This is a genomic window from Streptococcus sp. CF8_St5-11 (assembly GCF_024295625.1).
In the GTDB taxonomy this organism is placed as follows: domain Bacteria; phylum Bacillota; class Bacilli; order Lactobacillales; family Streptococcaceae; genus Streptococcus.
In genome coordinates this window covers 32,732-53,623 of sequence record NZ_JANCOJ010000002.1, presented here as the reverse complement: position 1 = coordinate 53,623, position 20,892 = coordinate 32,732, and the positions used below count along the sequence as shown (strand labels likewise).

Below are 20,892 nucleotides of genomic sequence, written 5' to 3'. Positions count from 1 at the left end.
TCAAGGGTTCAGAACGAATACTGTAAAAGGATCATCCATTAAGAGGGAGTGCAGATCTTCCACCATCATCTGCTCGCTAGACCTATCATTAATGGACCTGTTTTTACAAAATTATAAAATATTGACAGATTCACGATTTGCATCATCTTCTGGTTGAACAGTTTCTTCAACCTCAACGACTTCCTCATTTTCATGACGAGCGTGCTCTGCTTCTTCTAAAGCGGATTGAACTTTTTCATTCAAACCTTCAAACGCTTGTGTTGCACCCAATTCTAAATTAGCAGCTTCGATGCGTTTTTGCAATTCTTCGATTTCAGCTGGAGAGAATTGACGAGTCAAATCAATGTTATCATCTTCTGCATGATGATGGTGAACAGATTCACCCAAAGCTTTCTCCACAATTTCACGGAAAGCTTCATCACTTGTTTGAATGTACATAGCTGTTGGACGAAGAATTTCATCCCATTCAGGTGTATCGATAATGCTCAATTGGCTTTCGATGGTTGATTTCAAACGTTGATGGAAGACGCGTGTCTTGTTCTTCAATTCCTCTGTTTCAACGGCAACCTTCTTGGCATTATCCGTTGCATGACGAAGGATTTCATTTGCTTTTTGTTTTGCTTCATCTACTAAATGTTGTGCATCTTGTTCAGCTTGACGAACAATATTTTCAGAACGTTCGTTAGCTGCTTGTTTGACACGTTCAGCAGTATCTTGTGCAATCAAAACAGATTGACTCAATGAATCTTTCATTTCATCAAAATAGTTTAATCGTTCTTCAAGAGCTTGAATTTTTGCTTCTTGATCATGATTTAAACGAACAAGATCTTCATAATCGCGAACAACGATATCTAGAAATTCTTCTACTTCGTTCGCATCATATCCTCTAAATTTAACGCCAAAAGTTTTATCTTTAATTTCTAAAGCAGTAAGAGCCATAACTCCTCCTCATTTTTTACTTAAGAGTACTTCAACAGTTACTTTATATTTTCCACTCTTTGAAATACCATTTTCAGAAACAATTTTAAGACGCCCAAAGCGTCGAACACTGACTAAATCATTCAAACCTACAGCATAGCTAACATTGGAATTAGTCGCATAGTTAACTTTCACTAAACCAGAACTAATCAACTGACTAGCTTGTGAGCGCGAAAGCTTGAAGGTCCCAGCAATCACCTTATCTAACCGATAACTCGACACGAGAATATCTCGCTGCTGGCTTTCTTCCTCTACGATCATTTGTTCAGAGAGAGGAACTTCCCTCAGCTTAACAGGTACCCGAGAAATTTTCTGGATGTGATCCATAAAATAGTGAACAAAACGCTGTTCAACAAATACTTGGATCTTTCCATCACTCGTTAGAATATCTCCAAAGGACTTGCGCTCCACACCTAATTGGTGAACAATGGTCCCCAGTACCTGGGAATGGGTCAAGTGATGAAATTTTGAAGCATAGACCATTTCCAATAAGGCCAGATCAAAGTCACTTGGATCTAATTGGTAATAATCCGGAGCAACAATAACCTTGGCATACTCCATTTTCTGCTCATCACTAGAAACAAAGACCTGTAATTGGTAGCTTGCCGCGACATTTCGTAAAATAGTGACCTGATGAGGGTTTAAAAAGCCCGTCACCTCAACAGAATAGCGTTCCACCACTCTTTCAGACAATTCAATACAACGATCAATAAATTCGTGATCTTCGCGATTGAAATGTTGGTAAATCTCTTTCTGTCCCATCATATTCTATCCAATCAAAAGTAGGAACAAGCGGGCTAATAACTGATTCATCAGGTTCAAAACCAAAAGTGCTATCCAAACTGTGAAATCTAAACCTCCCACCTGCAAGGGTAACTTTCTAAAAAGGCTCAAAAATGGTTCAACTAGGCGGTGAACCATTTGTCCGAGAGTACTCTGAGGCGCCCCAGGGAACCAAGCAAGCAAGGCATAGATGACTAGAATGATGGAATAGATTTGAATGATATTTGATAGATATTGAAAAATAATCATTTTAACGATTACGTTTCATATCGTAGTCAAATTCTGTTACTTCCACATCATTTGGAAGGCGAATATCTTCAACGTTAACAACTACATTAATCGGAGTCAACAAGTACATGGTACTTGCCACACGACGAAGATTTCCCGCTAAAACATAACGAGCTCCATCCAAATAATCTAAACAACGACGTGCTTGTACTTCTGTCATATATTGGAAGTCAATCAAGATACTCTCATTAGATAGTAATAGATCAACAATTTCAGTCGCTTCCTCGTATTTGCGGGGATAGCGTACATCGATGGTAATCTTTTCATCTGTATTCGCACGCTTAGCAGCCAATTCACGTTGACGTTCATGCAAGCGCGTAATATTTTCAGATGAACTTTTCGTTGTTGAAACAGGTTCCTTCACAGCCGCTGTAGACACTGGAGTCGTAACAGGGGCGACAGGAGTCGGTTTTGGTTTTACTGGTTCTCTTTGACTAATCTGTGGACGTGGAGAAGTCACTTGAGGAGTCGGCTGTGGCTGTGGAACTGGTTGTGTTTCCGCCCCAGCTGCTTTTGCCTCGCGAACTTCTACTTCTTCACCGTCTTCTGTGAAGTAGTCAATAAAGTTGTTAAATTTATCTTTTAATGACATAGTTCTTTCCTATTTAAAAAATGATGTCCCAATTCTTACATAAGTCGCTCCGTTCGCAATGGCTACTTCAAAGTCACGACTCATACCCATACTTAGTTCTGAAAAAGGCATATTTTTTAATTGTTTCTTTTCTAGTTGTTTCTGAAGTTGGTGAGTTTTTGAAAAAATATCCTGCAACTCTTCTTGACTAGCCTCAAAAGGAGCCATCGTCATTAAACCAACAATTTCAATTTTGTCCAGCTGTGCGATTTCCGCTAAAACATCATCCAGTTCATCGGGTGCAAAACCATGCTTACTTTCTTCACCAGAAATGTTCACTTGGAGGAAACACTTGATTGGGTGTTCTGCTCGCTTTTGAATTTCTTGAGCCAGCTTCACCGAATCCAAGGCATGAAAGTAATCGACGAGATTGATCACGTCTTTTACTTTCCGCCGTTGGAGGCTCCCAATCAAGTGCCAAGTGAGGTCATACTCTTTTAGAGCTTGATACTTTTCTAGGAATTTATCGACACGATTTTCACCGATATGTTGGATACCTGTTTTCACCAGTGCTTCTGTTGTGGCAACATCCACATACTTGGTGACAGCTATCACATTAACTTGATCTCGACGGTTAGCTTTGTTTCTTGCTGTTTCTACTTGTTGCCGAACAAGATCAGCATTCTCTCCCAGATTCATGATTAACGATTCCGGAAGAATGGTGGTGTTTCCAATTCATCATCATCTGAAGATGAATCTACGTAACGATCAACTTGATGTGTTGATGTTGGTTCAGTTTGGCGAACGATATTCTCACGACGAATATCCCAATCACCAAAGGCTGAGCCACGGTTTGGTTCTACCGCTGGACGACTTGGAGTTGTTGGCAATTCAACATCTTGTTTCAAATCAAATTCACGGTCAAATGGTGCAGCTTGTGGGCGTTGTTCACGTGGTCCTGTTTTATAAGGACGTTGTGAGGAAGCAATGCCACTAACGCGTTCTACCTTGTCTTGACGGACACCAGTTGCAACAACCGTCACGCGGATTTCATCTTTAAGAGATTCATCAATAGATGTACCCAACCAGATGTTCACTCCGTGACCTGCAGCTTGGTTCACAATTTCTGAAGCTTCTTCTGCTTCGATCAATGTCATATCCAAACCACCTGTTACGTTGACGATCACGTCTTCTGCACCATCAATTGTAGTTTCAAGAAGTGGAGAGTAAATAGCTTTACGAGCCGCTTCGATAACGCGTTCTTCACCGCTACCAACACCAATACCCATGAGGGCATTTCCTTTGTTTTCCATAACAGTCTTCACGTCTGCAAAGTCAAGGTTGATCAATCCAGGACTTGTGATCAAGTCAGTGATCCCTTGAACACCTTGACGAAGAACGTTATCTGCTTCACTCAAAGCTTCAAGAAGCGGTGTCTTCTTGTCTACAATTTCAAGCAAGTTGTTATTAGAAATAATCAACAATGTATCTACATGTTCGCGAAGTTCGTTGATCCCTTCAATAGCGAAGTTGCCACGTTTTGAACCTTCAAACCCGAATGGGCGAGTGACAACGGCTACTGTCAAAGCACCTACAGCCTTGGCAATACGAGCGATGACTGGTGCAGCACCTGTACCAGATCCTCCACCCATCCCTGCAGTGATGAAGACCATGTCTGCACCTTGCAAAGCCTCTGTTAACACTTCTTCGCTTTCTTCAGCTGCCTTACGACCAACTTCAGGTTGACCTCCAGCACCCAATCCACGAGTCAATTTTGGACCCAATTGGATAACTGTTTCAGCTTTTGCACTTGAAAGTGCTTGAACATCTGTATTAGCTGCGATGAATTCTACACCGGCAACGCCTTCGTCAATCATACGATTGATGGCGTTACCGCCACCGCCACCGACACCGATTACTTTAATTACTGCACCTTGTGCCGCTGCTGTGTCAAATGAAAATGTCATAAATACTTACACTCCTTAATCAAACATATTACCGATCAAATTTTTCATTCGGTCTGTGAATGTAGTTTTTGGTTCTTGTTTGCTATCATTGCTTGCTGCTGGAATTTCTTGAGCATCCACTGGAGATTCAATCTTCTCAGCATTGTATGCAGGTACTACCGGTTGTGCTGGAGCAGCAGGTTGTGGTTGTACTTGTGGTTGAACTGGACGATCAAATTGAATCGGTTGTTGACGCAAGACTTCGTCTCCATGAACCGCAGCTTGAGCAATAATATCCACATCTGTCAAATTGCCTGCATATTCAGACAAGCTAATTACATGGGCAAAAGCTGGATTGCGAATTCCAATTTGATTTGGAACAAACAATTTCACATTTACACCAAAGACTTCTTGAGCCAATTCTTCAACACCAGGAAGGATCGCACCTCCACCGATAATCACAATACCACCAGGAAGATCCAACAAATGTCTTCTCTCAAGGTCTTGTTTGATTTGCTCAAAGATGTGTTTAATACGTGCTGAAATGATTTCAGCTAAGTACTTCTCAGTCACTTCAACTGGCTCTACTTCACCGATGACTTCTACATGGAAGACTTCGTTTCCAGCAGATGGCACATAGGCCTCACCATAGTTGAACTTCAAGCCTTCTGCCAATTTTTGAGAAGTTTTCAATACTTTAGAAATATCTTTGGTAACATAATCGCCACCTTCTTGGTAGATATTTGTAAATTGAAGTTCTTGGCTACGAACAGATGCCACCGTTGTTTGGCCACCACCCATATCGATCACCGTTGCTCCGAATTCACGTTCGCCTTCATTCAAGACTGTTTTGATCATCGCAAGCGGTGAAATGATGATGTTTTCAACTTGTAAGCCTGCACGTTCAACGGTTTTACGCAAATTGTGCAAGATTGTACGAGGTCCTGTATAAAGAAGGCCACGCATTTCAAGTCGGATCCCCATCATTCCGCGTGGATCGCGGATCCCTTGGAAACCATCAACTGTGAATTCCTCAGGAATGAAGGTGATTACTTCACGATCCGGTGTCATACTTTTTGTGAGTGCAGATTTGACAACATTTTCAACATCTGCATCTGTGATTTCTTTCGAATCACTTGTGACTGGAATCATTCCTTGAGTTGCTTCGATTTGTAGTAAGTTTGCAGGCAACCCAACATTGACTAGATTGATTGAAATCCCTGCTTTTTCTTCAGCTTGGCTGATTGCATTTTTAATTGCATTTGAAGCAGCTTCGATATCTACTATAATTCCATCTTTGACGCCAGCACTTTTTGCATTGCTGACTCCAATTACATTCATTTCTCCATTGACATGTTCTGCCACCAATACTTTTATTGAACTAGTACCGATATCTAAACCTGTAAAAAAGCCGTCTCTAGCCATTACACCAGTCCTCTCTCTTTATTTGTTTTCACTTTACATCTATTTATAGCCCTTTTAGTTGGAACTATCCAAACTTCATTATATCACAAAGAAGCCTAAAATGGACATTTTTTCTTCAATTATTTGAGATAATTTATGGGCTTTACTCATTCCCAGAAGAATTCTCCCCTTCTGGATTCTGTTCTTGATTCTGTTCTTGGCTTGCTTCCTCAGAATGTTCATTCTGATTTTCTGTACTTTCAGCCTTTTCTTTCTCAGCTTGCTCTTTGGCATCTGCGATGGATTGTTCACTATAGCTGAAAACTCCAGCCTCCATATCGATAGTCGAATCATCGTCTAATTGCTTACTAATGGCTTTATAATAAGGAAGCTTGCGGGTAATTTGGGAAACAGGCACCAAGATTTTATTATCGTTTTTCATGGTGATGGTCACCAGATCCTTGGTGACCTTACTTGGTGTCAGATCTACCGAAACAATTTTATCCGTAATGGAAGAAGATATAGACTTCATTTCTTGGACAAATTGTCTAACCAATTCTCGATCTGAGAATTTTAAACTAATATAGGAGGACGGCAATTCCGAAGCTGGAGTTACTGTCTCAACGACTTCTCCATTTTCCAATACTGGATAGTGGTCTTCTCCGGTCACATAATAAGCAACTACTTTGTGTTCCACGACATTGACTTTAAAGGTCACTGGGAATTGATAATGCATGTGCACTTCTTTGATCCACGGACTAGCCGTTTTCATATTTTGTTCATAGACCGATTTATGAAGGAAGGTCGTCAGAGTATAATCTTCTTCTTTGATGCGACTTTTTTCATACAAGAGTTGCTGATCAACCGCTTTGTTCCCTGAAAATTCAATCACTTTCTGTGTGGACAAGGGACTTAAAAAATAGATTGAGAGAAGGGCGACAATCGAGCTGATTCCGATTACCGGAAGGGCACGATAGATATGGCGTTTTGCCACCGTCGGTTCCTTCTTTGGCTTTTTCATCTTTAAGCCTTTAAAAAATGAAGGCTTTTTCTCTTGCTTCTCTGAAGGATCTAGCTCCTCTACAGCCGGATCATCCTCTTCTCCTTCTAAACTTTCTCCATCTACTTCTGGATCCTCTTCGGTCTCAGATTCATCTTCCTCTTCAGACTCTTTTCGTTCGTCAGATTCTTCCTCTGAGACGGAAGCTGTTTCTTTTTCTGAAAGGTCTTCGTCTTCTTTTGTTTCTTCGCTTTCAGTTTCCTCTGTTTCAGCTTCTTCCGCTTTTTCAAGCGCTTTTTTTTCTAAATATTCTTTGTTTCTTTTTTGCCAGGCTGACAATTCTGTAATTTTGTCATCCGTTGGCGTTTTTTTATTGTCGTCCGTCATTTTTTCCCTTACTGATATCTTTTTGAAGCAGGCTATAAAAATCGTCTAGTGAAAGGAGTTCTGTCGATTTTTCCATTGCTTGGTGGTAGACTTGGCTTTGCTTCAACATTTCTTGAATGGTTTCATTAAAGGTTTCGAGGGTCAATTGATCTTCCTGCAATTGCTCTGCATAACCTTTATCCACAAAATATTGGGCATTTTCAATCTGATCGCCACGACTGGCTTCTTTTCCAAGTGGTACAATCAAATGGAGTTTGTTCATAGCCAAGATTTCAAATAAGGTATTGGCTCCACCCCTAGTTACCACTAAATCAGCCTTCTGGAGCATGGGCAAATACTGATCGGTTACATAATCCACTCGATACAAGCCACCCTCAGCCTGATTCAATGTTGAATCGCCCGTCAAATTGATGATATTGTAGTGCTGCAAGAGCTCTGCTTGATGCTCTGTTACAAATTCATTAAAGACACGCGCACCGGCTGATCCTCCGACAAAGAGAAGGGTCGGCAAGTCTTTTCGGAAACCTTTTGTTTTTTCTTCTAATTCTTCAGAAGTTGTCGGAATATGATCTGTGACCTTGGTTACCGCACCGATATGCTCACTCTTTGTCAAACCATGTGCTTGCTCAAAAGTCGTGTACATCTTGGTAGCAAATTTATAAGCAATTTTATTGGCCAATCCCATCGAGAGATCGGACTCATGGATATAGACAGGAACACGAGTGAGACGAGCCGCGATCACTGGTGGCACCGAGACAAATCCCCCTTTTGAGAAGAGAACTTGTGGACGCACACGGAGCAGAATCGCTATGGATTGGAGCGTTCCCCAAGCCACCTTGAACACATCCATCATATTTTGGAAAGAGAAATAGCGACGCAATTTCCCTGTTGCAATCGAATGGAATCGTACCTCTAAGCCAGACTTTTTGATCTCTTGGTATTCGATTCCTTTTTTGTCCCCAATATAATGGACTTCCCATCCATCTTCGATAAATTTTGGAATCAAGAGGAGATTAAGGGTCACATGTCCCACGGTTCCCCCACCAGTAAACATTATTTTTTTCATTTTATTTCAACCCTTTTACTGTAGCAAGGAATTCATCCCCACGCACTTCAAAATTCGGATACATATCCCAGCTGGCATTGGCAGGACTTAGTAGCACAACATCTCCGGTGCTAGCCAAATCGAAGGCTTTCTTTGTCGCATCCGCTACATCTGCCGCATCGACATAAGGGACGCCTGCTTTATCGGCTGCGCGTTTCACTCGAGGAGCTGATTCCCCTAGAATCACCATTTCCTTTAAGCCAGTAATGTGAGGCACCAATTCATCAAATTCATTGCCACGATCGAGACCCCCTGCAATCAAGATCACCTTGCTGTTATCAAAACCAGAAAGAGCTTTTTGTGTTGCTAGAATATTAGTCGATTTACTATCATTATAGAATTTGACACCTTGAATCTCAACCACATATTGAAGGCGGTGTTTCACACCCCCAAAGGCCGACAAGGTTTCTTTAATGACCTCATTCTCCACACCACGGACTTTTGCAACTGCAATCGTTGCCAAGGCATTCTCTACATTGTGGCTACCTGGAACACCCAGTTCATCTGCTCGCATAACAACTTCTCCCTTAAACTTGAGAAGTCCATCTTCCAAATAAGCCCCATCCACCTTTTCGACCGTTGAAAATGGAAGGACTCTTGCCTTGGTTTTTGTAGCGAGTTCCTTGGCCAAATCTTGATTGAAGTTTAAGACAATGACATCTTTTTCTGTCATATTCTTTTGAAGATTCCATTTGGCAGCTACATAATTTTCAAAAGAACCATGATAGTCGATATGGGTTGGCATGAGGTTGGTAATCACTGCAATCTCTGGATGGAAGGCTTCAATTCCCATCAATTGGAAAGAAGACAATTCCATGACCAGAACATCCTTTTCTGTTGCTGTTTGTGCAACTTGACTAGCTGGAAAACCGATATTCCCAGACAATAGACCACCTTGGCCGGCAGCCGTCAAGACTTCTCCGATCATGGTTGTTGTCGTCGTTTTTCCGTTTGATCCTGTAATCCCAATAATTGGCGCATCCGAAATCAGATAGGCCAATTCCACTTCAGTGAGGACTGGAATACCCTTTTCAAGCGCTTTTTCAACCATTGGGTTAGAATAAGGGATTCCTGGATTTTTGACCATGACTGCAAAGTCTTCATCCAACAATTCCAGAGGGTGACCTCCTGTCACAACTTTAATCCCTTCTTCCAGTAAACTTTGTGCTGCTGGATTTTCTTCAAAAGGTTTGCCATCATTGACGGTCACAATCGCTCCTAAGCGATCCAACAAACGAGCAGCTGACTCGCCTGACTTTGCCAAACCTAATACAAGAACCTTTTTATTTTCAAATTGTTTCACAAATTTCATGATTTCTTCGCTCCATTTTTATCACTCTCTATTTTACCTTTTTTTAACAAAATTAAAAAGCCCAAAGGGCTTTAAAAATCACGTCAGCATTTATTTTTTCTGTTTGGTCGTCATTTTGGAAATATCCACCAAAGCCAGGTAGCCAACAAAGGCGAGAAAGGCACCGACAAAAAACTCAGACGGTAGTTGGAATATCTGAAAAATGGCGAGACAAGTCAGTACGATAATGGAGACGATCAAGACCACCATTGTGACACTGTTCAAGGTACCACGAATACTTTTTGGGGTCATAAAAAGGTAAAAAAGGAGAATCAAAATCCCTAAGATAAAATAGACCATTTTGTTTCTCCTTTCTTTCCGTATTATTCAGCAGCTGCTGATTTTTTCTTTTTATTTGCTTTTTCGCGTTCTGCTTTGTTCAAGATTTGTTTCCGCAAGCGGATAGATTCCGGTGTTACTTCCATGTACTCATCGTCGTTCAAGAACTCAAGAGATTCTTCCAAGGTCAAGATACGAGGAGTCTTGATAACCGCTGTTTGGTCCTTAGTAGCTGAACGAACGTTGGTCATTTGTTTTGCTTTCGTAATGTTTACGGTCAAGTCGTTCTCACGAGAGTTTTCCCCGATGATCATTCCTTCGTAAACTTCTGTACCTGGATTGACAAAGATCGTACCACGTTCTTCGATAGACATGATAGAGTAAGTGGTTGCTTTTCCGTTATCGATTGAAACAAGCGCACCACGGTGACGTCCACCGATTTCTCCTGGAATCACTGGCAAGTATTGATCAAAGGTGTGGTTCATGATTCCGTAACCACGTGTCATTGACAAGAACTCTGTTGAGTATCCAATCAAACCACGCGCTGGAACAAGGAAGACCAAACGAGTTTGACCGTTACCAGTTGAGATCATATCCAACATTTCACCTTTACGTTCAGAAAGGCTTTGGATAACAGATCCTTGGTATTCTTCTGGTGTGTCGATTTGCACGCGCTCAAATGGTTCACATTTGACACCATCAATTTCCTTGATAATAACTTCTGGACGAGATACTTGCAATTCGTATCCTTCACGACGCATGGTTTCAATCAAGATAGACAAGTGCAATTCCCCACGTCCTGAAACTGTCCATTTATCAGGTGAATCAGTTGGGTCAACACGAAGAGAGACGTCTGTTTGCAATTCCGCTTGCAAGCGTTCTTCAACTTTACGAGAGGTCACCCATTTTCCTTCGCGACCAGCAAATGGTGAGTTGTTGACCAAGAAGGTCATTTGAAGCGTCGGTTCATCGATGTGAAGGATTGGAAGAGCTTCAACTGCGTCTGTCGGTGTGATGGTTTCTCCAACGAAGATATCTTCCATACCAGAAATAGCGATCAAGTCTCCAGCTTTGGCTTCTTGAATTTCACGACGTTCCAAACCAAAGAAACCAAAGAGTTTGGTAACACGGAAGTTCTTAGTCGTTCCATCCAATTTAGAAAGGGTTACTTGGTCCCCAACTTTTACAGTACCACGGAAGACACGTCCGATACCGATACGTCCAACGAAGTCGTTATAATCAAGCAGGGATACTTGGAATTGAAGAGGTTCATCTGAGTTATCAACTGGAGCTGGGATGTGATCAATGATGGTATCAAAGATCGGCGCCATTGTGTGCTCTTGATCAGCTGGATCGTCTGAAAGTGAAGATGTTCCGTTGATCGCTGAAGCATAAACAACTGGGAATTCCAATTGGTCATCATCCGCACCCAATTCGATGAAGAGTTCAAGAACTTCATCTACAACTTCTTCTGGACGAGCAGATGGTTTATCGATTTTGTTGACTACAACGATCGGAACAAGATCTTGTTCCAAGGCTTTTTTCAATACGAAACGAGTCTGAGGCATGGTTCCTTCGTAGGCATCAACGACCAATACAACCCCATCGACCATTTTCATGATCCGTTCCACTTCTCCACCGAAGTCCGCGTGTCCTGGTGTGTCCATGATATTGATTCGAGTTCCGTTATAAGCAACGGCTGTATTTTTAGCAAGGATCGTGATCCCACGTTCTTTTTCAAGATCGTTTGAGTCCATTGCACGTTCTTGCAATTCTTTACGTTCATCCAAGGTGTGCGATTGTTTCAACAATTCGTCTACCAAGGTTGTTTTACCATGGTCAACGTGGGCAATGATCGCAACGTTACGAATATCTTCTCTTAATTTTGTCATGATTTCCTCTATAAAATTTTAAATAATATTTCTAACTGAACAATTATACCACAGTCCTATCTAAAAAACACAGTTCAGCTAGTTGTAAATGTTTTCATATTCATTTCTTTTCTCTGACTCGATTTCCTTTTCTTTTCATGATACACTGATGATAAGAATTTCAGAAAAAGAGGCTCCCATGAGATTAGATCAATTGATGGCAGACCATCAGTACGCTCGTAAAGACATCAAACAACTTTTGGCCCGAAGGCAAATCTTGGTCGATCACCTACCAGCTCAAAAGCTATCCCAAAACATCGACCCTGGACTCCAACAAATCCAAATAGGGGATCAGATCATTCAAGAACCGCGTCACCACTACTACATGCTCCATAAACCAATCGGGGCCGTGACCGCCAAAAGAGACGCCCACCATCCAACGGTGATCGATCTAGTGGACCCCCAGCAAGAGTACCCAGACCTCTACCCTCTTGGTCGCCTCGATCGCGATACGAGTGGTCTGCTCCTCCTCACAGATAATGGTCCCTTAGGCTTTCAACTGCTCCATCCTCAATACCATGTGGAGAAAGTCTATGAGGTAGAAGTCAATGGTCCGCTCTATGCAGCCCACATCGAACAATTTCAGAATGGGATTTCATTCACGGACGGCCCTATCTGCAAGCCTGCTTCCTTGACCATTCTAGAAAGTACCCCCAGCTACAGCAAGGCCCAGGTCCGAATCTCAGAAGGAAAATACCACCAAGTGAAAAAGATGTTTTTGGCCATTGGGGTCAAAGTAATGACCTTAAAACGCTTGTCTTTTGGTCCCTTCACCTTGGATCCTCAGTTAGCCCCTGGAGAAAGCCGACCTTTGAATGAGGTGGAGCTCACACGGGTCAAAGACTACCTTGAAAAAACGAGATAAAAAAGCTCTAACCACACACTTTGTGCAGTTAGAGCTCTTTTTATTAAGCGTCTTTTTTCACTTTCCCATTCCAAGAATCGAGACCATAAGACAAGACATAAATGTCTGTATAGCCCTGTTTCTTAAGATAGAGAGCCGCATTGGTTACACGCGAACTACGGCTATTTTCATAGAGCAAAATTGGTTTATCTTTACGCAAGGCTGCAAGACTCAACTTCAACTGGGTAGAAGGAATGTTGCGTGCTCCTAAAATATGCTTGGCATGAAACTCAGCTGGCTCTCGCAAGTCAATCAACTGCCCTTGACGAATGAGCTCTTCAAAAGTGGCATTATCCACAAATTTAGCAGCTTTACGGATGCGGAAATAATTAAACGCCATCCATCCAAATGCTCCTAAAATAGCCAACCAAACAATGATATTTCCCATCACTCTACCTCACTCTTTTTCAAAAATTCTAATTCTTGCTTGTGTTCTCTTCTTAAAACGGTATCGGCTTCTAAATAATCGAGCCGCTCCATCAGGCCTGCATCATAAAGACGTTGAAGCTCAATTTTCATCAATTCGATGTCATAGAGGCGCTTCCCCACATAAATGATGATTCCAAAACGTTTTAAAAATTGTTGAACATCATACAGGTTTTTCATGTTCATTATTGTATCAAATTTAGAAAGGCTTTACAAGATTTTCAAGCAAATGATGAAATTTTCCGATTGCTTTACGAATAAATAAGTATGATCAACTTTTATTTTTTTACCATCGGTACTTGCATCGCCTCTTTTTTGGGACTAGTTGTCGACCGTTTCCCAAACCAATCTATTCTCGCTCCTCGCAGTCATTGCGATCACTGCCAGCACGTCCTTGGCGTTTGGGATCTCATCCCCATTATCTCGCAATTACTCCATCGCTTTCGCTGCCGCTATTGTCATCAGACCTACCCATTTTGGTACTGCCTTTTTGAGGTCTGGAGTGGCCTGCTCTTTTTAGCCTGCGCCAATGGTTTCCTTTCTCTGCCTCAACTTCTAACACTACTGGGAGCTGCCGTTTTAGCCATCTATGACCTTCGCTTTATGGAATACCCCTTGGTCATCTGGTGCTGTCTCCATGCCCTGGTCCTCTTTTTATCCGGTAGTAATCTCCTCATGCTGGTCTTTTTACTCCTTGCGATCGGAGCTCACTTTTTCTTTATCGGAATGGGAGCAGGAGATTTCCTCTTACTCGCCACCTTCTCGCTAAGCTTTTCTTCTACCAAGATCCTCATTCTCATTCAGATCGCATCCATCTTAGGCATTCTCGTATTTGCTCTCAAAAAAGAAAGAGACCGGATTCCCTTTGTTCCCTGTCTCTTTCTCAGTTATCATGCTTTACTGCTTTATACGATATTTTGCAGATAAATTCTTTTTATTTTGCAGCCTTCGCTTCTAGATAATCGGCGATGGCAGCCACATCCTTATCCCCACGTCCGGAAACATTGATGATGATGATCTTGTCTTTATCCAATTGTGGAGCACGTTTGACCGCTTCTGCAATCGCGTGTGAGCTTTCAATGGCTGGGAGGATTCCTTCTGTCTTACTGAGGAGAAGAAGAGCTTCTACTGCTTCGTCATCCGTTGCAGCCACATATTCGACACGACCAGAATCTTTAAAGAAAGCATGCTCTGGACCAACCCCTGGGTAGTCCAAACCAGCAGAGATCGAGTACACTGGCGCTACTTTTCCATCTTCGCCAAAGACTGCATAGGTCTTCATCCCATCAACCACACCGATAGTCCCTTTGGTCATGGTCGCTGCGTGTTGATCGGTGTCCAAGCCATGACCAGCTGCTTCTACCCCAATCAAGCCGACTTCCTCTTCTGCGACATACTCAGAAAAGGCACCAATGGCATTAGAGCCACCACCGACACAGGCAATCACATAGTCTGGCAAACGGCCTTCTTTTTCCAAGATTTGACGTTTAGATTCTTCACTGATCACCTTTTGGAATTCATGCACAATGGTTGGGTAAGGGTGAGGGCCAACAGCAGAACCCAAAACGTAAAAGGCGTCCAGATCTGCCATCCATGCTCCAAACGCAGCATCAACGGCGTCTTTCAAGGTCTTAGTCCCGGTTTCAACCGCATGAACGGTTGCCCCCATCATTTCCATGCGGAAGACATTGAGACGTTGGCGTTCCACATCTTCTGCCCCCATGTAGACATCACAGGCCATGCCAAACTTAGCTGCCGCAGCTGCTGTAGCTACACCGTGTTGACCAGCTCCTGTTTCAGCAATCACGCGCGTTTTGCCCATGCGTTTAGCCAAGAGGATTTGCCCCAAAACGTTATTCAATTTATGCGAACCTAGGTGATTCAAGTCTTCGCGCTTCAAATAAATTTTTGCCCCACCTAAATGTTCTGTCAAACTTTCCGCAAAGTAGAGCGGTGTTTCCCGGCCAGAGTAATCTTTCAAATAATGTTTGTATTCTGCGATAAATTCTGGATCATTTTTATATTGTTCAAAGGTTTCCTCTAATTGATTGAGCAAGTTTTGAATGGGTTCTGGTACGAAAGATCCACCAAATTGTCCGAAATAGCCTTTTGTTTCTGTCATGATTGTGTCCTCTTTTCTATATCTTTAATCCTGTTTATGATCTTTTTCTCTCGCGGACCCTTTGAGCTGCAGTCTCACTGGGGTTCCTTTGAGATACAAAAAACCTCACACAGAAAAATCTGTGTGAGGACGATTCGATACCGCGGTGCCACCTCAATTGTAGGAGGCTATTTTTTCTCCTACATCTCTGACCTGTCTAACAACAGGGTGCACGATAAGGTGTGCTCACCGAATTTTTATTGTTTCAAATTCATCATCATAAACGCATCAGCCCATTTCAAGATTCACCACTGCTTGTTCGCAATCACCACAAGCTCCCTGGAAGTGAGAAAAATCTCTACTTTTCTGATGTCTTAAAGTTATTATAGCTCCCGCTTCTGACTTTGTCAACAAAAATTTCAAAAAGACACTAAAATGTTCGGGTTTTACATTTCCCCATTTTTTGCTAGCAATCGTGCTCTGCAATACTGAAAGCCTAAATAAGCCAGATAAGCGCCTAAGGTATTGGTCCACAAATCATCTAGCTCAAAGACACGATTGGCATTGAATAAGAGATCTAACAGAACTTGGCTACATTCAATCCACAAGCTCATCGCAAAGCCGAAGCACAAGACCCGTTTTCGACTCCTCAACCAGGGCCATAGCCAGAGGAGTTGAAAGACCAGCGGGCTTAACAAAAAGATATTGGCTATGTTTTGGAGAATGACCTTAATGAGTTGGAGGGCACTGGTGATCTGACCAAGATTCATCACCGAATTAAGAGGAACCAGCAGGACGACGATGCGACCGAAATGTTGAATACCCGGTGTTTCCATACCTGGCTCTGGCTGTTGGGGCAAAAAACACATCAGACACAAGAGGATAAAATAGAAGAAGCTGCCACTCCGTAACAGCCTTCTTCCTCTTTTGGTTAGTTCTGTATGATCGATCAGCCCTTGTTTAAGGTTGCGCATGTTCAACAATCGCTTTCTCCCGGTCCCGTTTCATGGTATTTGAACGCAATTGACCACAGGCAGCATCAATATCTGTACCGTGCTCTTGACGCACTACACAGTTAACACCTTGTTTTTTCAAGGTATCATAGAAGGCCATGACCCGTTCTTTTGGACTCCTGCTATATTGGTCATGCTCACTGACAGGATTGTAAGGAATCAAGTTAACATAAGACAATTTCTTGATATTCTTGAGCAATTCTGCCAACTCTAAAGCTTGCTCGACCCCGTCATTGACTTCATTGAGCATGATGTACTCAAAGGTCACCCGACGGTTCGTAGTCTCAATATAGTATTCAATCGCCGCAAACAATTTTTCAATTGGAAAGGCCCGGTTGATCTTCATGATGCTAGAGCGCAAGTCATTGTTTGGTGCATGAAGAGACACTGCCAAATTGACCTGCACACCTTCATTTGCAAAGTCACGAATTTTATGAGCCAAACCAGAAGTTGACACGGTAATATGACGAGCACCAATCGCTAATCCCTTGTCATCGTTGACCGTCCGGATAAATTTCAAGACATTGTTATAGTTGTCAAATGGTTCTCCGATCCCCATGACAACGATATGACTGACCCGTTCATCTTGGCCACGCTCGTCAAAGTATTTTTGAACCAACATGATTTGAGACACGATTTCCCCATTGTTCAAATCGCGTTGTTTTTTGATCAAACCAGAAGCACAGAAGGTACAACCGATATTGCATCCTACTTGAGTCGTTACACAGACAGATAAACCATAGTGCTGACGCATCAAGACGGTTTCAATCAACATGCCGTCTGGCAATTCAAAAAGATACTTAACCGTTCCATCTGCTGACTCTTGCACGATTCGTTGCTTGAGTGGGTTGACGACGAATTGATCATTTAACTTCGCAATCAAGTCCTTAGAAAGGTTGGTCATTTCTTCGAAGGACTGGACGCGTTTGCGATAGAGCCATTCCCAGATTTGTGCTGCACGGAACTTCTTTTCGCCGTTTTCTTCCGCCCAATCAATCATATCCTGGCGTGTTAAACTATAAATGGATGGTTTCATTCTTTCTTACTCCTCTTTTTGTCGAATCACAAAATGACGTTTGTTGTTCGTCTTCGTTGTTTTTTTCGTTTCAGCAGACGGTCTTGTTTTTTTCGAGTTGTTCGTTGACTGTCCCTTGTCGCGTTCTCGTTTTTGGAAACGATCTTTTTGTTTGCGATTGCGCGAACGCTTTTTAGGTTCTCTTTCTTCTGATTGAGCTTTTTTGACCGGTGATTTCTTATCAAAGGAAGCACGATGAGGTTCCTTATTTTCAAGGACAAAATAAGCACAACCATAGCTACAATATTCTAACAAATAATCGTCTAAGCGACTTAGTTTATCCATCGTTGCAACATCGCGCTCTTCCTTATAAAAGCCACGCAAGCGCAACTGCTCATTGCTCCAATCACCAACAATGTAATCAAACTTGGTTAAAATCTCAGAAAATCGCTGACCAAAAACGGTCGCATCAAATGCTTCCTTCTCATTTTTCAAGAGCTCAAAGGAGAGGTTTTCTGAAAGGATCTGGTCTCCTACCTGACGAAACACAGGTCCAGGAAATTTATTGTAATTATATAATTCAGGGTCAATCTCTTTTCGCATAGTGTTCCTTCATCAAAATCTATTTACTGTAACACTTTATTTTATCATAAATTTGATGTCTTGCGTCAGATTTGACTAGAAAAGAGTTGAAATTCATTTGAGAGCAAAAAGAGAGTAGGACAGAAATCGGTAATTCGTTAGAATTCGATTTCGTCGTCCCACCTCCTCACAGTTGAGTAGGGCTGTAAAAGCTGATGAAGTCAGCGCAGTAGAGCCCACTCAACCACTGCTTCTTGATCGACAATCCAAAAATAGCTGATGAAGTCAGCGCAGTAGAGCCCACTCAACCACTGCTTCTTGATCGACAATCCAAAAATAATTGAGAGGCTAGGACTTTTGTCCCAGCCTCTATGAATATTCATTGCCGGATGAAAGGGGCAAATAAAGAGTGATTTTCGTATAGCTATTGGCCTTAGAATCAATCTCCATATGATAGGCTTCGCCAAATTGAAGATGCAATCGTTGGTCCACATTTTTCAAGCCAACACCTCCTAAACGAAGAAGGGTTTGGGCTGTTGATTCTGATAAATCAAACCCTCGTCCATTGTCAAAAATCGATACGCAGGCATAGTCTCCACTGACTTCAGTTGTCACTCGAATGAGACCTGGCCGATCGATCTCTTTAATACCGTGGTAAATCGCATTTTCCACTAAGGGTTGAAGCACTAATTTGGGGAGCTGATAGTCGCCCAACCGTTCATCTTCTAGAATTTCATAGTTGAGCTTTTCACCATAACGTTGTTTTTGAATGAAAAGATACTGGCGGACATGGTCAATTTCATCTCTCAGCAGGATTTGTTCCTGGCCTTGGTTAAGAGCCAGTCGAAAATATTGAGCCAGAGACTTAGTGATGTTGACCACGCGCCGACTATCATTAAACTCCGCCATCCAGACAATCGTATCCAAGGTATTGTAGAGGAAATGCGGATTAATCTGAGCAGAAAGTGCCCGCAGCTCGTACCGCCGTGCATTCTGCTCCTCTTCCTTAACCTGTTGCATGAGGTTATCGATTTGGTCCAACATAGCATTAAAAGCTTGAGCGAGGTCCACCAATTCTGGAGATCCTTTGGCTACAGCCCTCACGTGAGCATCTCCTGCTCCAATCCTCAAAATGATGGTTTGAAGGTCTCGTAAGGGTTTGATCCACAAACGCAGAACAAAGCCAATCCCTATTAAACACATGATCAAAGCTAGTAATCCTAGGCCAATGAAAGAGTAAAGAAGCTGCGACTGAAGCATCTGAAGTCCTTCAAGTGAAGCCACTCCAATCAAGGTCCAATCGCTATCTGGAATCGGAACCTGATAGATAAAATTCTTCCCTCCTTTTGTATAGCCATCTGTCACAGCAATATAGGGCTGCATGGCCTGCATTTCTTGGCTGGAGGAATAGACCGCTTTTTTAGGATGATAGACAAACTCATGCTTTTGATTAATGATAAAACTAAAGCCTTGTTTCCCTAGTTGCAGGTGATCCAAGTAAGCTTGAAGGCTATCGTAGCCAATATCCAAGCGTACTACTCCGAGATTTTGGCCAGACTGATCGACTACTTCTTGGGTAATAGAAACCACCCATTTTTCTTTTTCCGAGGTCAAGGATTCCTTTCGAGCTGGCGTCAAAACTGGCATGGCTCTTTCCTTAATCGCCTCTTGATACCAGCTTTCATTCATCATGTCTGATGAAGTCTGCATGCTGATTTTGGAATCTGTCGCTACCAGACGTCCATCCTTGGTCACCAAGACCGCAGAGACCAAGTCCGGATCCGTTTCAATCATCGTTCGCATCAAGTGCTGAACCGTTTTTTGATCCGCACTCTTATCTTGGGCAAATTGTTGAACAGCCTGTTCCTTGCTAAGCACCGTTGTGGTCTGCTTTAATTTTTTTAGATAAGACGTAATAAACTGACTACTTTGGTCGATACTATTTCTTGTCGTCCGCTCCGTTAGCTGGCGAATCGTCCCTGAACTCGTTTGATAGTAAAGACTACCAATGAGACCAAAAAGTAAGAGAATGAAGAGAAAAAAGTAGAGGACCAGCTGAATCAGCAAGGGATATCGTTTCATTCATGCTCTCCTTTTTTGTACTGCCTTGGCGTCACCCCAACAACCTGCTTAAAGCGTTGAGAAAAATAGTTCATATCTTCAAAACCAACCTGATCGGCGATCTCATAAATCTTTAGATCTGTCGTAAGAAGCAAGAGTTGAGCCTTCTTCATTCGCTCCTGGATGAGGTAGTCTTGGAAGGGGAGTCCCAATTTTTTCTTGATCAATACGCTTAGATAAGAGGCACTGAAACCAAGTTGATAGGCCAGATCCTTTAGAGTTAACTGAGAGTCTGCTAAACGAGCATGAATGGCTTCTTCCAAGTCTGTCGAATAACCATGACTGACCAAATCTTCGACTTGCGCCTTCTTTCGCTCTTGATCGAGCTTTCCTTTCACCTTGGCTAACATCTCTTCAATATCATCTTTTGAAAAAGGCTTCAGCAAATAATCGTCTGCACCTAACTTGATGGCTTTCCTCGCAAACTCAAAGTCATCATAACCTGTCAAAAAAATGATATGACAAGACGGAGATTGCTCTTTAACGAGATGGGCCAGATCCAAGCCATTCATTTGTGGCATATTGATATCGGTTAGAAGGATATCAGCTGGTTGATCTTGAAACTTCTCCCAGGCCTCACGGCCATTTTCTGCCTGGTTGATGACGGCCATTCCAAACTGTTCATAGTCTACTAAGGAAGTCAGGCCCTGCCGGATAAGCTCTTCATCTTCCACAATCATGATCGAATACATGTCTTTCACCTACTT

Annotated in this window: 22 protein-coding genes and 1 other annotated feature; of the genes, 2 read left to right on the top strand and 20 right to left on the bottom strand. The window is 42.4% G+C overall.

The features are described from left to right. Positions 1–111 precede the first annotated feature (111 nt). The 12 genes from NMM13_RS04000 to typA form a co-directional block, all read right to left on the bottom strand. Entirely contained in the window at positions 112–939 is an 828-nt protein-coding gene (locus NMM13_RS04000) for a DivIVA domain-containing protein (protein WP_021152770.1), read from the bottom strand. Between the two features lie 9 nt (positions 940–948). Beyond that, on the bottom strand, positions 949–1,743 hold the full coding sequence (locus tag NMM13_RS03995) for an RNA-binding protein (protein ID WP_049472960.1): 795 nt from the start codon (positions 1,741–1,743) through the stop codon (positions 949–951). Between the two features lie 3 nt (positions 1,744–1,746). Further along, positions 1,747–2,010 (bottom strand): YggT family protein, encoded by a 264-nt coding sequence (locus NMM13_RS03990; protein ID WP_049491323.1) that lies wholly within the window; start codon positions 2,008–2,010, stop codon positions 1,747–1,749. 1 nt (position 2,011) lies between these two features. Then, positions 2,012–2,641: a cell division protein SepF gene (locus NMM13_RS03985; RefSeq protein ID WP_195189621.1), complete on the bottom strand. Its 630-nt coding sequence runs from the start codon at positions 2,639–2,641 to the stop codon at positions 2,012–2,014. Positions 2,642–2,650: 9 nt separating this feature from the next. Continuing rightward, a complete protein-coding gene (locus NMM13_RS03980; RefSeq protein ID WP_049472963.1) occupies positions 2,651–3,319 on the bottom strand; it encodes a YggS family pyridoxal phosphate-dependent enzyme in 669 nt (222 codons plus the stop codon). A 2-nt stretch (positions 3,320–3,321) separates the two neighbouring features. After that, a complete protein-coding gene (ftsZ, locus tag NMM13_RS03975; protein ID WP_003005955.1) occupies positions 3,322–4,587 on the bottom strand; it encodes a cell division protein FtsZ in 1,266 nt (421 codons plus the stop codon). Positions 4,588–4,602: 15 nt separating this feature from the next. Beyond that, positions 4,603–5,991, bottom strand: coding sequence for a cell division protein FtsA (gene ftsA / locus NMM13_RS03970; RefSeq protein ID WP_003005953.1), 1,389 nt, complete (start codon positions 5,989–5,991; stop codon positions 4,603–4,605). A gap of 142 nt (positions 5,992–6,133) precedes the next feature. Next, complete coding sequence (locus NMM13_RS03965; protein WP_254728001.1) at positions 6,134–7,357, bottom strand: cell division protein FtsQ/DivIB; 1,224 nt, start codon at positions 7,355–7,357, stop codon at positions 6,134–6,136. Continuing rightward, positions 7,341–8,423: a UDP-N-acetylglucosamine--N-acetylmuramyl-(pentapeptide) pyrophosphoryl-undecaprenol N-acetylglucosamine transferase gene (locus NMM13_RS03960; protein ID WP_254728003.1), complete on the bottom strand. Its 1,083-nt coding sequence runs from the start codon at positions 8,421–8,423 to the stop codon at positions 7,341–7,343. Before NMM13_RS03960 ends, NMM13_RS03965 begins: the two co-directional genes overlap by 17 nt. Before the next feature lies 1 nt (position 8,424). Further along, entirely contained in the window at positions 8,425–9,774 is a 1,350-nt protein-coding gene (murD, locus tag NMM13_RS03955) for a UDP-N-acetylmuramoyl-L-alanine--D-glutamate ligase (protein WP_254728005.1), read from the bottom strand. Between the two features lie 90 nt (positions 9,775–9,864). Further along, positions 9,865–10,113, bottom strand: coding sequence for a DUF3165 family protein (locus NMM13_RS03950; protein WP_004219693.1), 249 nt, complete (start codon positions 10,111–10,113; stop codon positions 9,865–9,867). A gap of 23 nt (positions 10,114–10,136) precedes the next feature. After that, the gene (gene typA / locus NMM13_RS03945; RefSeq protein WP_003017941.1) at positions 10,137–11,984 is read right to left on the bottom strand and encodes a translational GTPase TypA; all 1,848 of its coding nucleotides are present in this window, start codon (positions 11,982–11,984) and stop codon (positions 10,137–10,139) included. Positions 11,985–12,162: 178 nt separating this feature from the next. On the opposite strand from typA, the gene NMM13_RS03940 reads away from it, so the two are divergent. Continuing rightward, positions 12,163–12,888, top strand: a complete 726-nt coding sequence (locus NMM13_RS03940) for a 16S rRNA pseudouridine(516) synthase (RefSeq protein ID WP_049523096.1) — start codon at positions 12,163–12,165, stop codon at positions 12,886–12,888. Positions 12,889–12,931: 43 nt separating this feature from the next. On the opposite strand, the gene NMM13_RS03935 is transcribed toward NMM13_RS03940, so the two are convergent. Together NMM13_RS03935 and NMM13_RS03930 are read right to left on the bottom strand one after the other, a co-directional pair. Continuing rightward, positions 12,932–13,315 (bottom strand): rhodanese-like domain-containing protein, encoded by a 384-nt coding sequence (locus NMM13_RS03935; protein ID WP_070594381.1) that lies wholly within the window; start codon positions 13,313–13,315, stop codon positions 12,932–12,934. Continuing rightward, a complete protein-coding gene (locus tag NMM13_RS03930) occupies positions 13,315–13,533 on the bottom strand; it encodes a YqgQ family protein (RefSeq protein ID WP_003017930.1) in 219 nt (72 codons plus the stop codon). The genes NMM13_RS03935 and NMM13_RS03930 overlap by 1 nt, the downstream gene beginning before the upstream one ends. A gap of 87 nt (positions 13,534–13,620) precedes the next feature. Between NMM13_RS03930 and NMM13_RS03925 the strand changes: the two genes are divergently transcribed. Further along, positions 13,621–14,280 carry an A24 family peptidase gene (locus tag NMM13_RS03925; protein ID WP_049523094.1) on the top strand — a complete coding sequence of 220 codons (660 nt, stop codon included), beginning with the start codon at positions 13,621–13,623 and terminating at the stop codon, positions 14,278–14,280. Positions 14,281–14,287: 7 nt separating this feature from the next. Here the strand turns inward: NMM13_RS03925 and trpB are convergent, their stop codons facing one another. From trpB to NMM13_RS03895, 6 genes are all read right to left on the bottom strand, one after another. Beyond that, positions 14,288–15,475: a tryptophan synthase subunit beta gene (trpB, locus tag NMM13_RS03920; RefSeq protein WP_003017923.1), complete on the bottom strand. Its 1,188-nt coding sequence runs from the start codon at positions 15,473–15,475 to the stop codon at positions 14,288–14,290. A gap of 122 nt (positions 15,476–15,597) precedes the next feature. Then, positions 15,598–15,841, bottom strand: a binding site (T-box leader). 59 nt (positions 15,842–15,900) lie between these two features. Then, a complete protein-coding gene (locus NMM13_RS03915) occupies positions 15,901–16,428 on the bottom strand; it encodes a VanZ family protein (protein ID WP_150905488.1) in 528 nt (175 codons plus the stop codon). After that, entirely contained in the window at positions 16,415–17,503 is a 1,089-nt protein-coding gene (gene rlmN, locus NMM13_RS03910) for a 23S rRNA (adenine(2503)-C(2))-methyltransferase RlmN (protein WP_003005918.1), read from the bottom strand. The genes NMM13_RS03915 and rlmN overlap by 14 nt, the downstream gene beginning before the upstream one ends. A gap of 6 nt (positions 17,504–17,509) precedes the next feature. Further along, a complete protein-coding gene (locus NMM13_RS03905; RefSeq protein WP_003005915.1) occupies positions 17,510–18,085 on the bottom strand; it encodes a YutD-like domain-containing protein in 576 nt (191 codons plus the stop codon). Between the two features lie 348 nt (positions 18,086–18,433). Continuing rightward, the gene (locus NMM13_RS03900) at positions 18,434–20,146 is read right to left on the bottom strand and encodes a sensor histidine kinase (protein ID WP_254728007.1); all 1,713 of its coding nucleotides are present in this window, start codon (positions 20,144–20,146) and stop codon (positions 18,434–18,436) included. Continuing rightward, positions 20,143–20,877, bottom strand: coding sequence for a response regulator (locus tag NMM13_RS03895; protein WP_254728009.1), 735 nt, complete (start codon positions 20,875–20,877; stop codon positions 20,143–20,145). The genes NMM13_RS03900 and NMM13_RS03895 overlap by 4 nt, the downstream gene beginning before the upstream one ends. Positions 20,878–20,892 lie beyond the last annotated feature (15 nt).

Bases quoted from the DNA above. Each gene is read 5' to 3' on its own strand.
- NMM13_RS04000 (WP_021152770.1), bottom strand. From the start codon at position 939: ATGGCTCTTACTGCTTTAGAAATTAAAGATAAAACTTTTGGCGTTAAA.
- NMM13_RS03995 (WP_049472960.1), bottom strand. From the start codon at position 1,743: ATGATGGGACAGAAAGAGATTTACCAACATTTCAATCGCGAAGATCAC.
- NMM13_RS03990 (WP_049491323.1), bottom strand. From the start codon at position 2,010: ATGATTATTTTTCAATATCTATCAAATATCATTCAAATCTATTCCATC.
- NMM13_RS03985 (WP_195189621.1), bottom strand. From the start codon at position 2,641: ATGTCATTAAAAGATAAATTTAACAACTTTATTGACTACTTCACAGAA.
- NMM13_RS03980 (WP_049472963.1), bottom strand. From the start codon at position 3,319: ATGAATCTGGGAGAGAATGCTGATCTTGTTCGGCAACAAGTAGAAACA.
- ftsZ (WP_003005955.1), bottom strand. From the start codon at position 4,587: ATGACATTTTCATTTGACACAGCAGCGGCACAAGGTGCAGTAATTAAA.
- ftsA (WP_003005953.1), bottom strand. From the start codon at position 5,991: ATGGCTAGAGACGGCTTTTTTACAGGTTTAGATATCGGTACTAGTTCA.
- NMM13_RS03965 (WP_254728001.1), bottom strand. From the start codon at position 7,357: ATGACGGACGACAATAAAAAAACGCCAACGGATGACAAAATTACAGAA.
- NMM13_RS03960 (WP_254728003.1), bottom strand. From the start codon at position 8,423: ATGAAAAAAATAATGTTTACTGGTGGGGGAACCGTGGGACATGTGACC.
- murD (WP_254728005.1), bottom strand. From the start codon at position 9,774: ATGAAATTTGTGAAACAATTTGAAAATAAAAAGGTTCTTGTATTAGGT.
- NMM13_RS03950 (WP_004219693.1), bottom strand. From the start codon at position 10,113: ATGGTCTATTTTATCTTAGGGATTTTGATTCTCCTTTTTTACCTTTTT.
- typA (WP_003017941.1), bottom strand. From the start codon at position 11,984: ATGACAAAATTAAGAGAAGATATTCGTAACGTTGCGATCATTGCCCAC.
- NMM13_RS03940 (WP_049523096.1), top strand. From the start codon at position 12,163: ATGAGATTAGATCAATTGATGGCAGACCATCAGTACGCTCGTAAAGAC.
- NMM13_RS03935 (WP_070594381.1), bottom strand. From the start codon at position 13,315: ATGGGAAATATCATTGTTTGGTTGGCTATTTTAGGAGCATTTGGATGG.
- NMM13_RS03930 (WP_003017930.1), bottom strand. From the start codon at position 13,533: ATGAAAAACCTGTATGATGTTCAACAATTTTTAAAACGTTTTGGAATC.
- NMM13_RS03925 (WP_049523094.1), top strand. From the start codon at position 13,621: ATGATCAACTTTTATTTTTTTACCATCGGTACTTGCATCGCCTCTTTT.
- trpB (WP_003017923.1), bottom strand. From the start codon at position 15,475: ATGACAGAAACAAAAGGCTATTTCGGACAATTTGGTGGATCTTTCGTA.
- NMM13_RS03915 (WP_150905488.1), bottom strand. From the start codon at position 16,428: ATGCGCAACCTTAAACAAGGGCTGATCGATCATACAGAACTAACCAAA.
- rlmN (WP_003005918.1), bottom strand. From the start codon at position 17,503: ATGAAACCATCCATTTATAGTTTAACACGCCAGGATATGATTGATTGG.
- NMM13_RS03905 (WP_003005915.1), bottom strand. From the start codon at position 18,085: ATGCGAAAAGAGATTGACCCTGAATTATATAATTACAATAAATTTCCT.
- NMM13_RS03900 (WP_254728007.1), bottom strand. From the start codon at position 20,146: ATGAAACGATATCCCTTGCTGATTCAGCTGGTCCTCTACTTTTTTCTC.
- NMM13_RS03895 (WP_254728009.1), bottom strand. From the start codon at position 20,877: ATGTATTCGATCATGATTGTGGAAGATGAAGAGCTTATCCGGCAGGGC.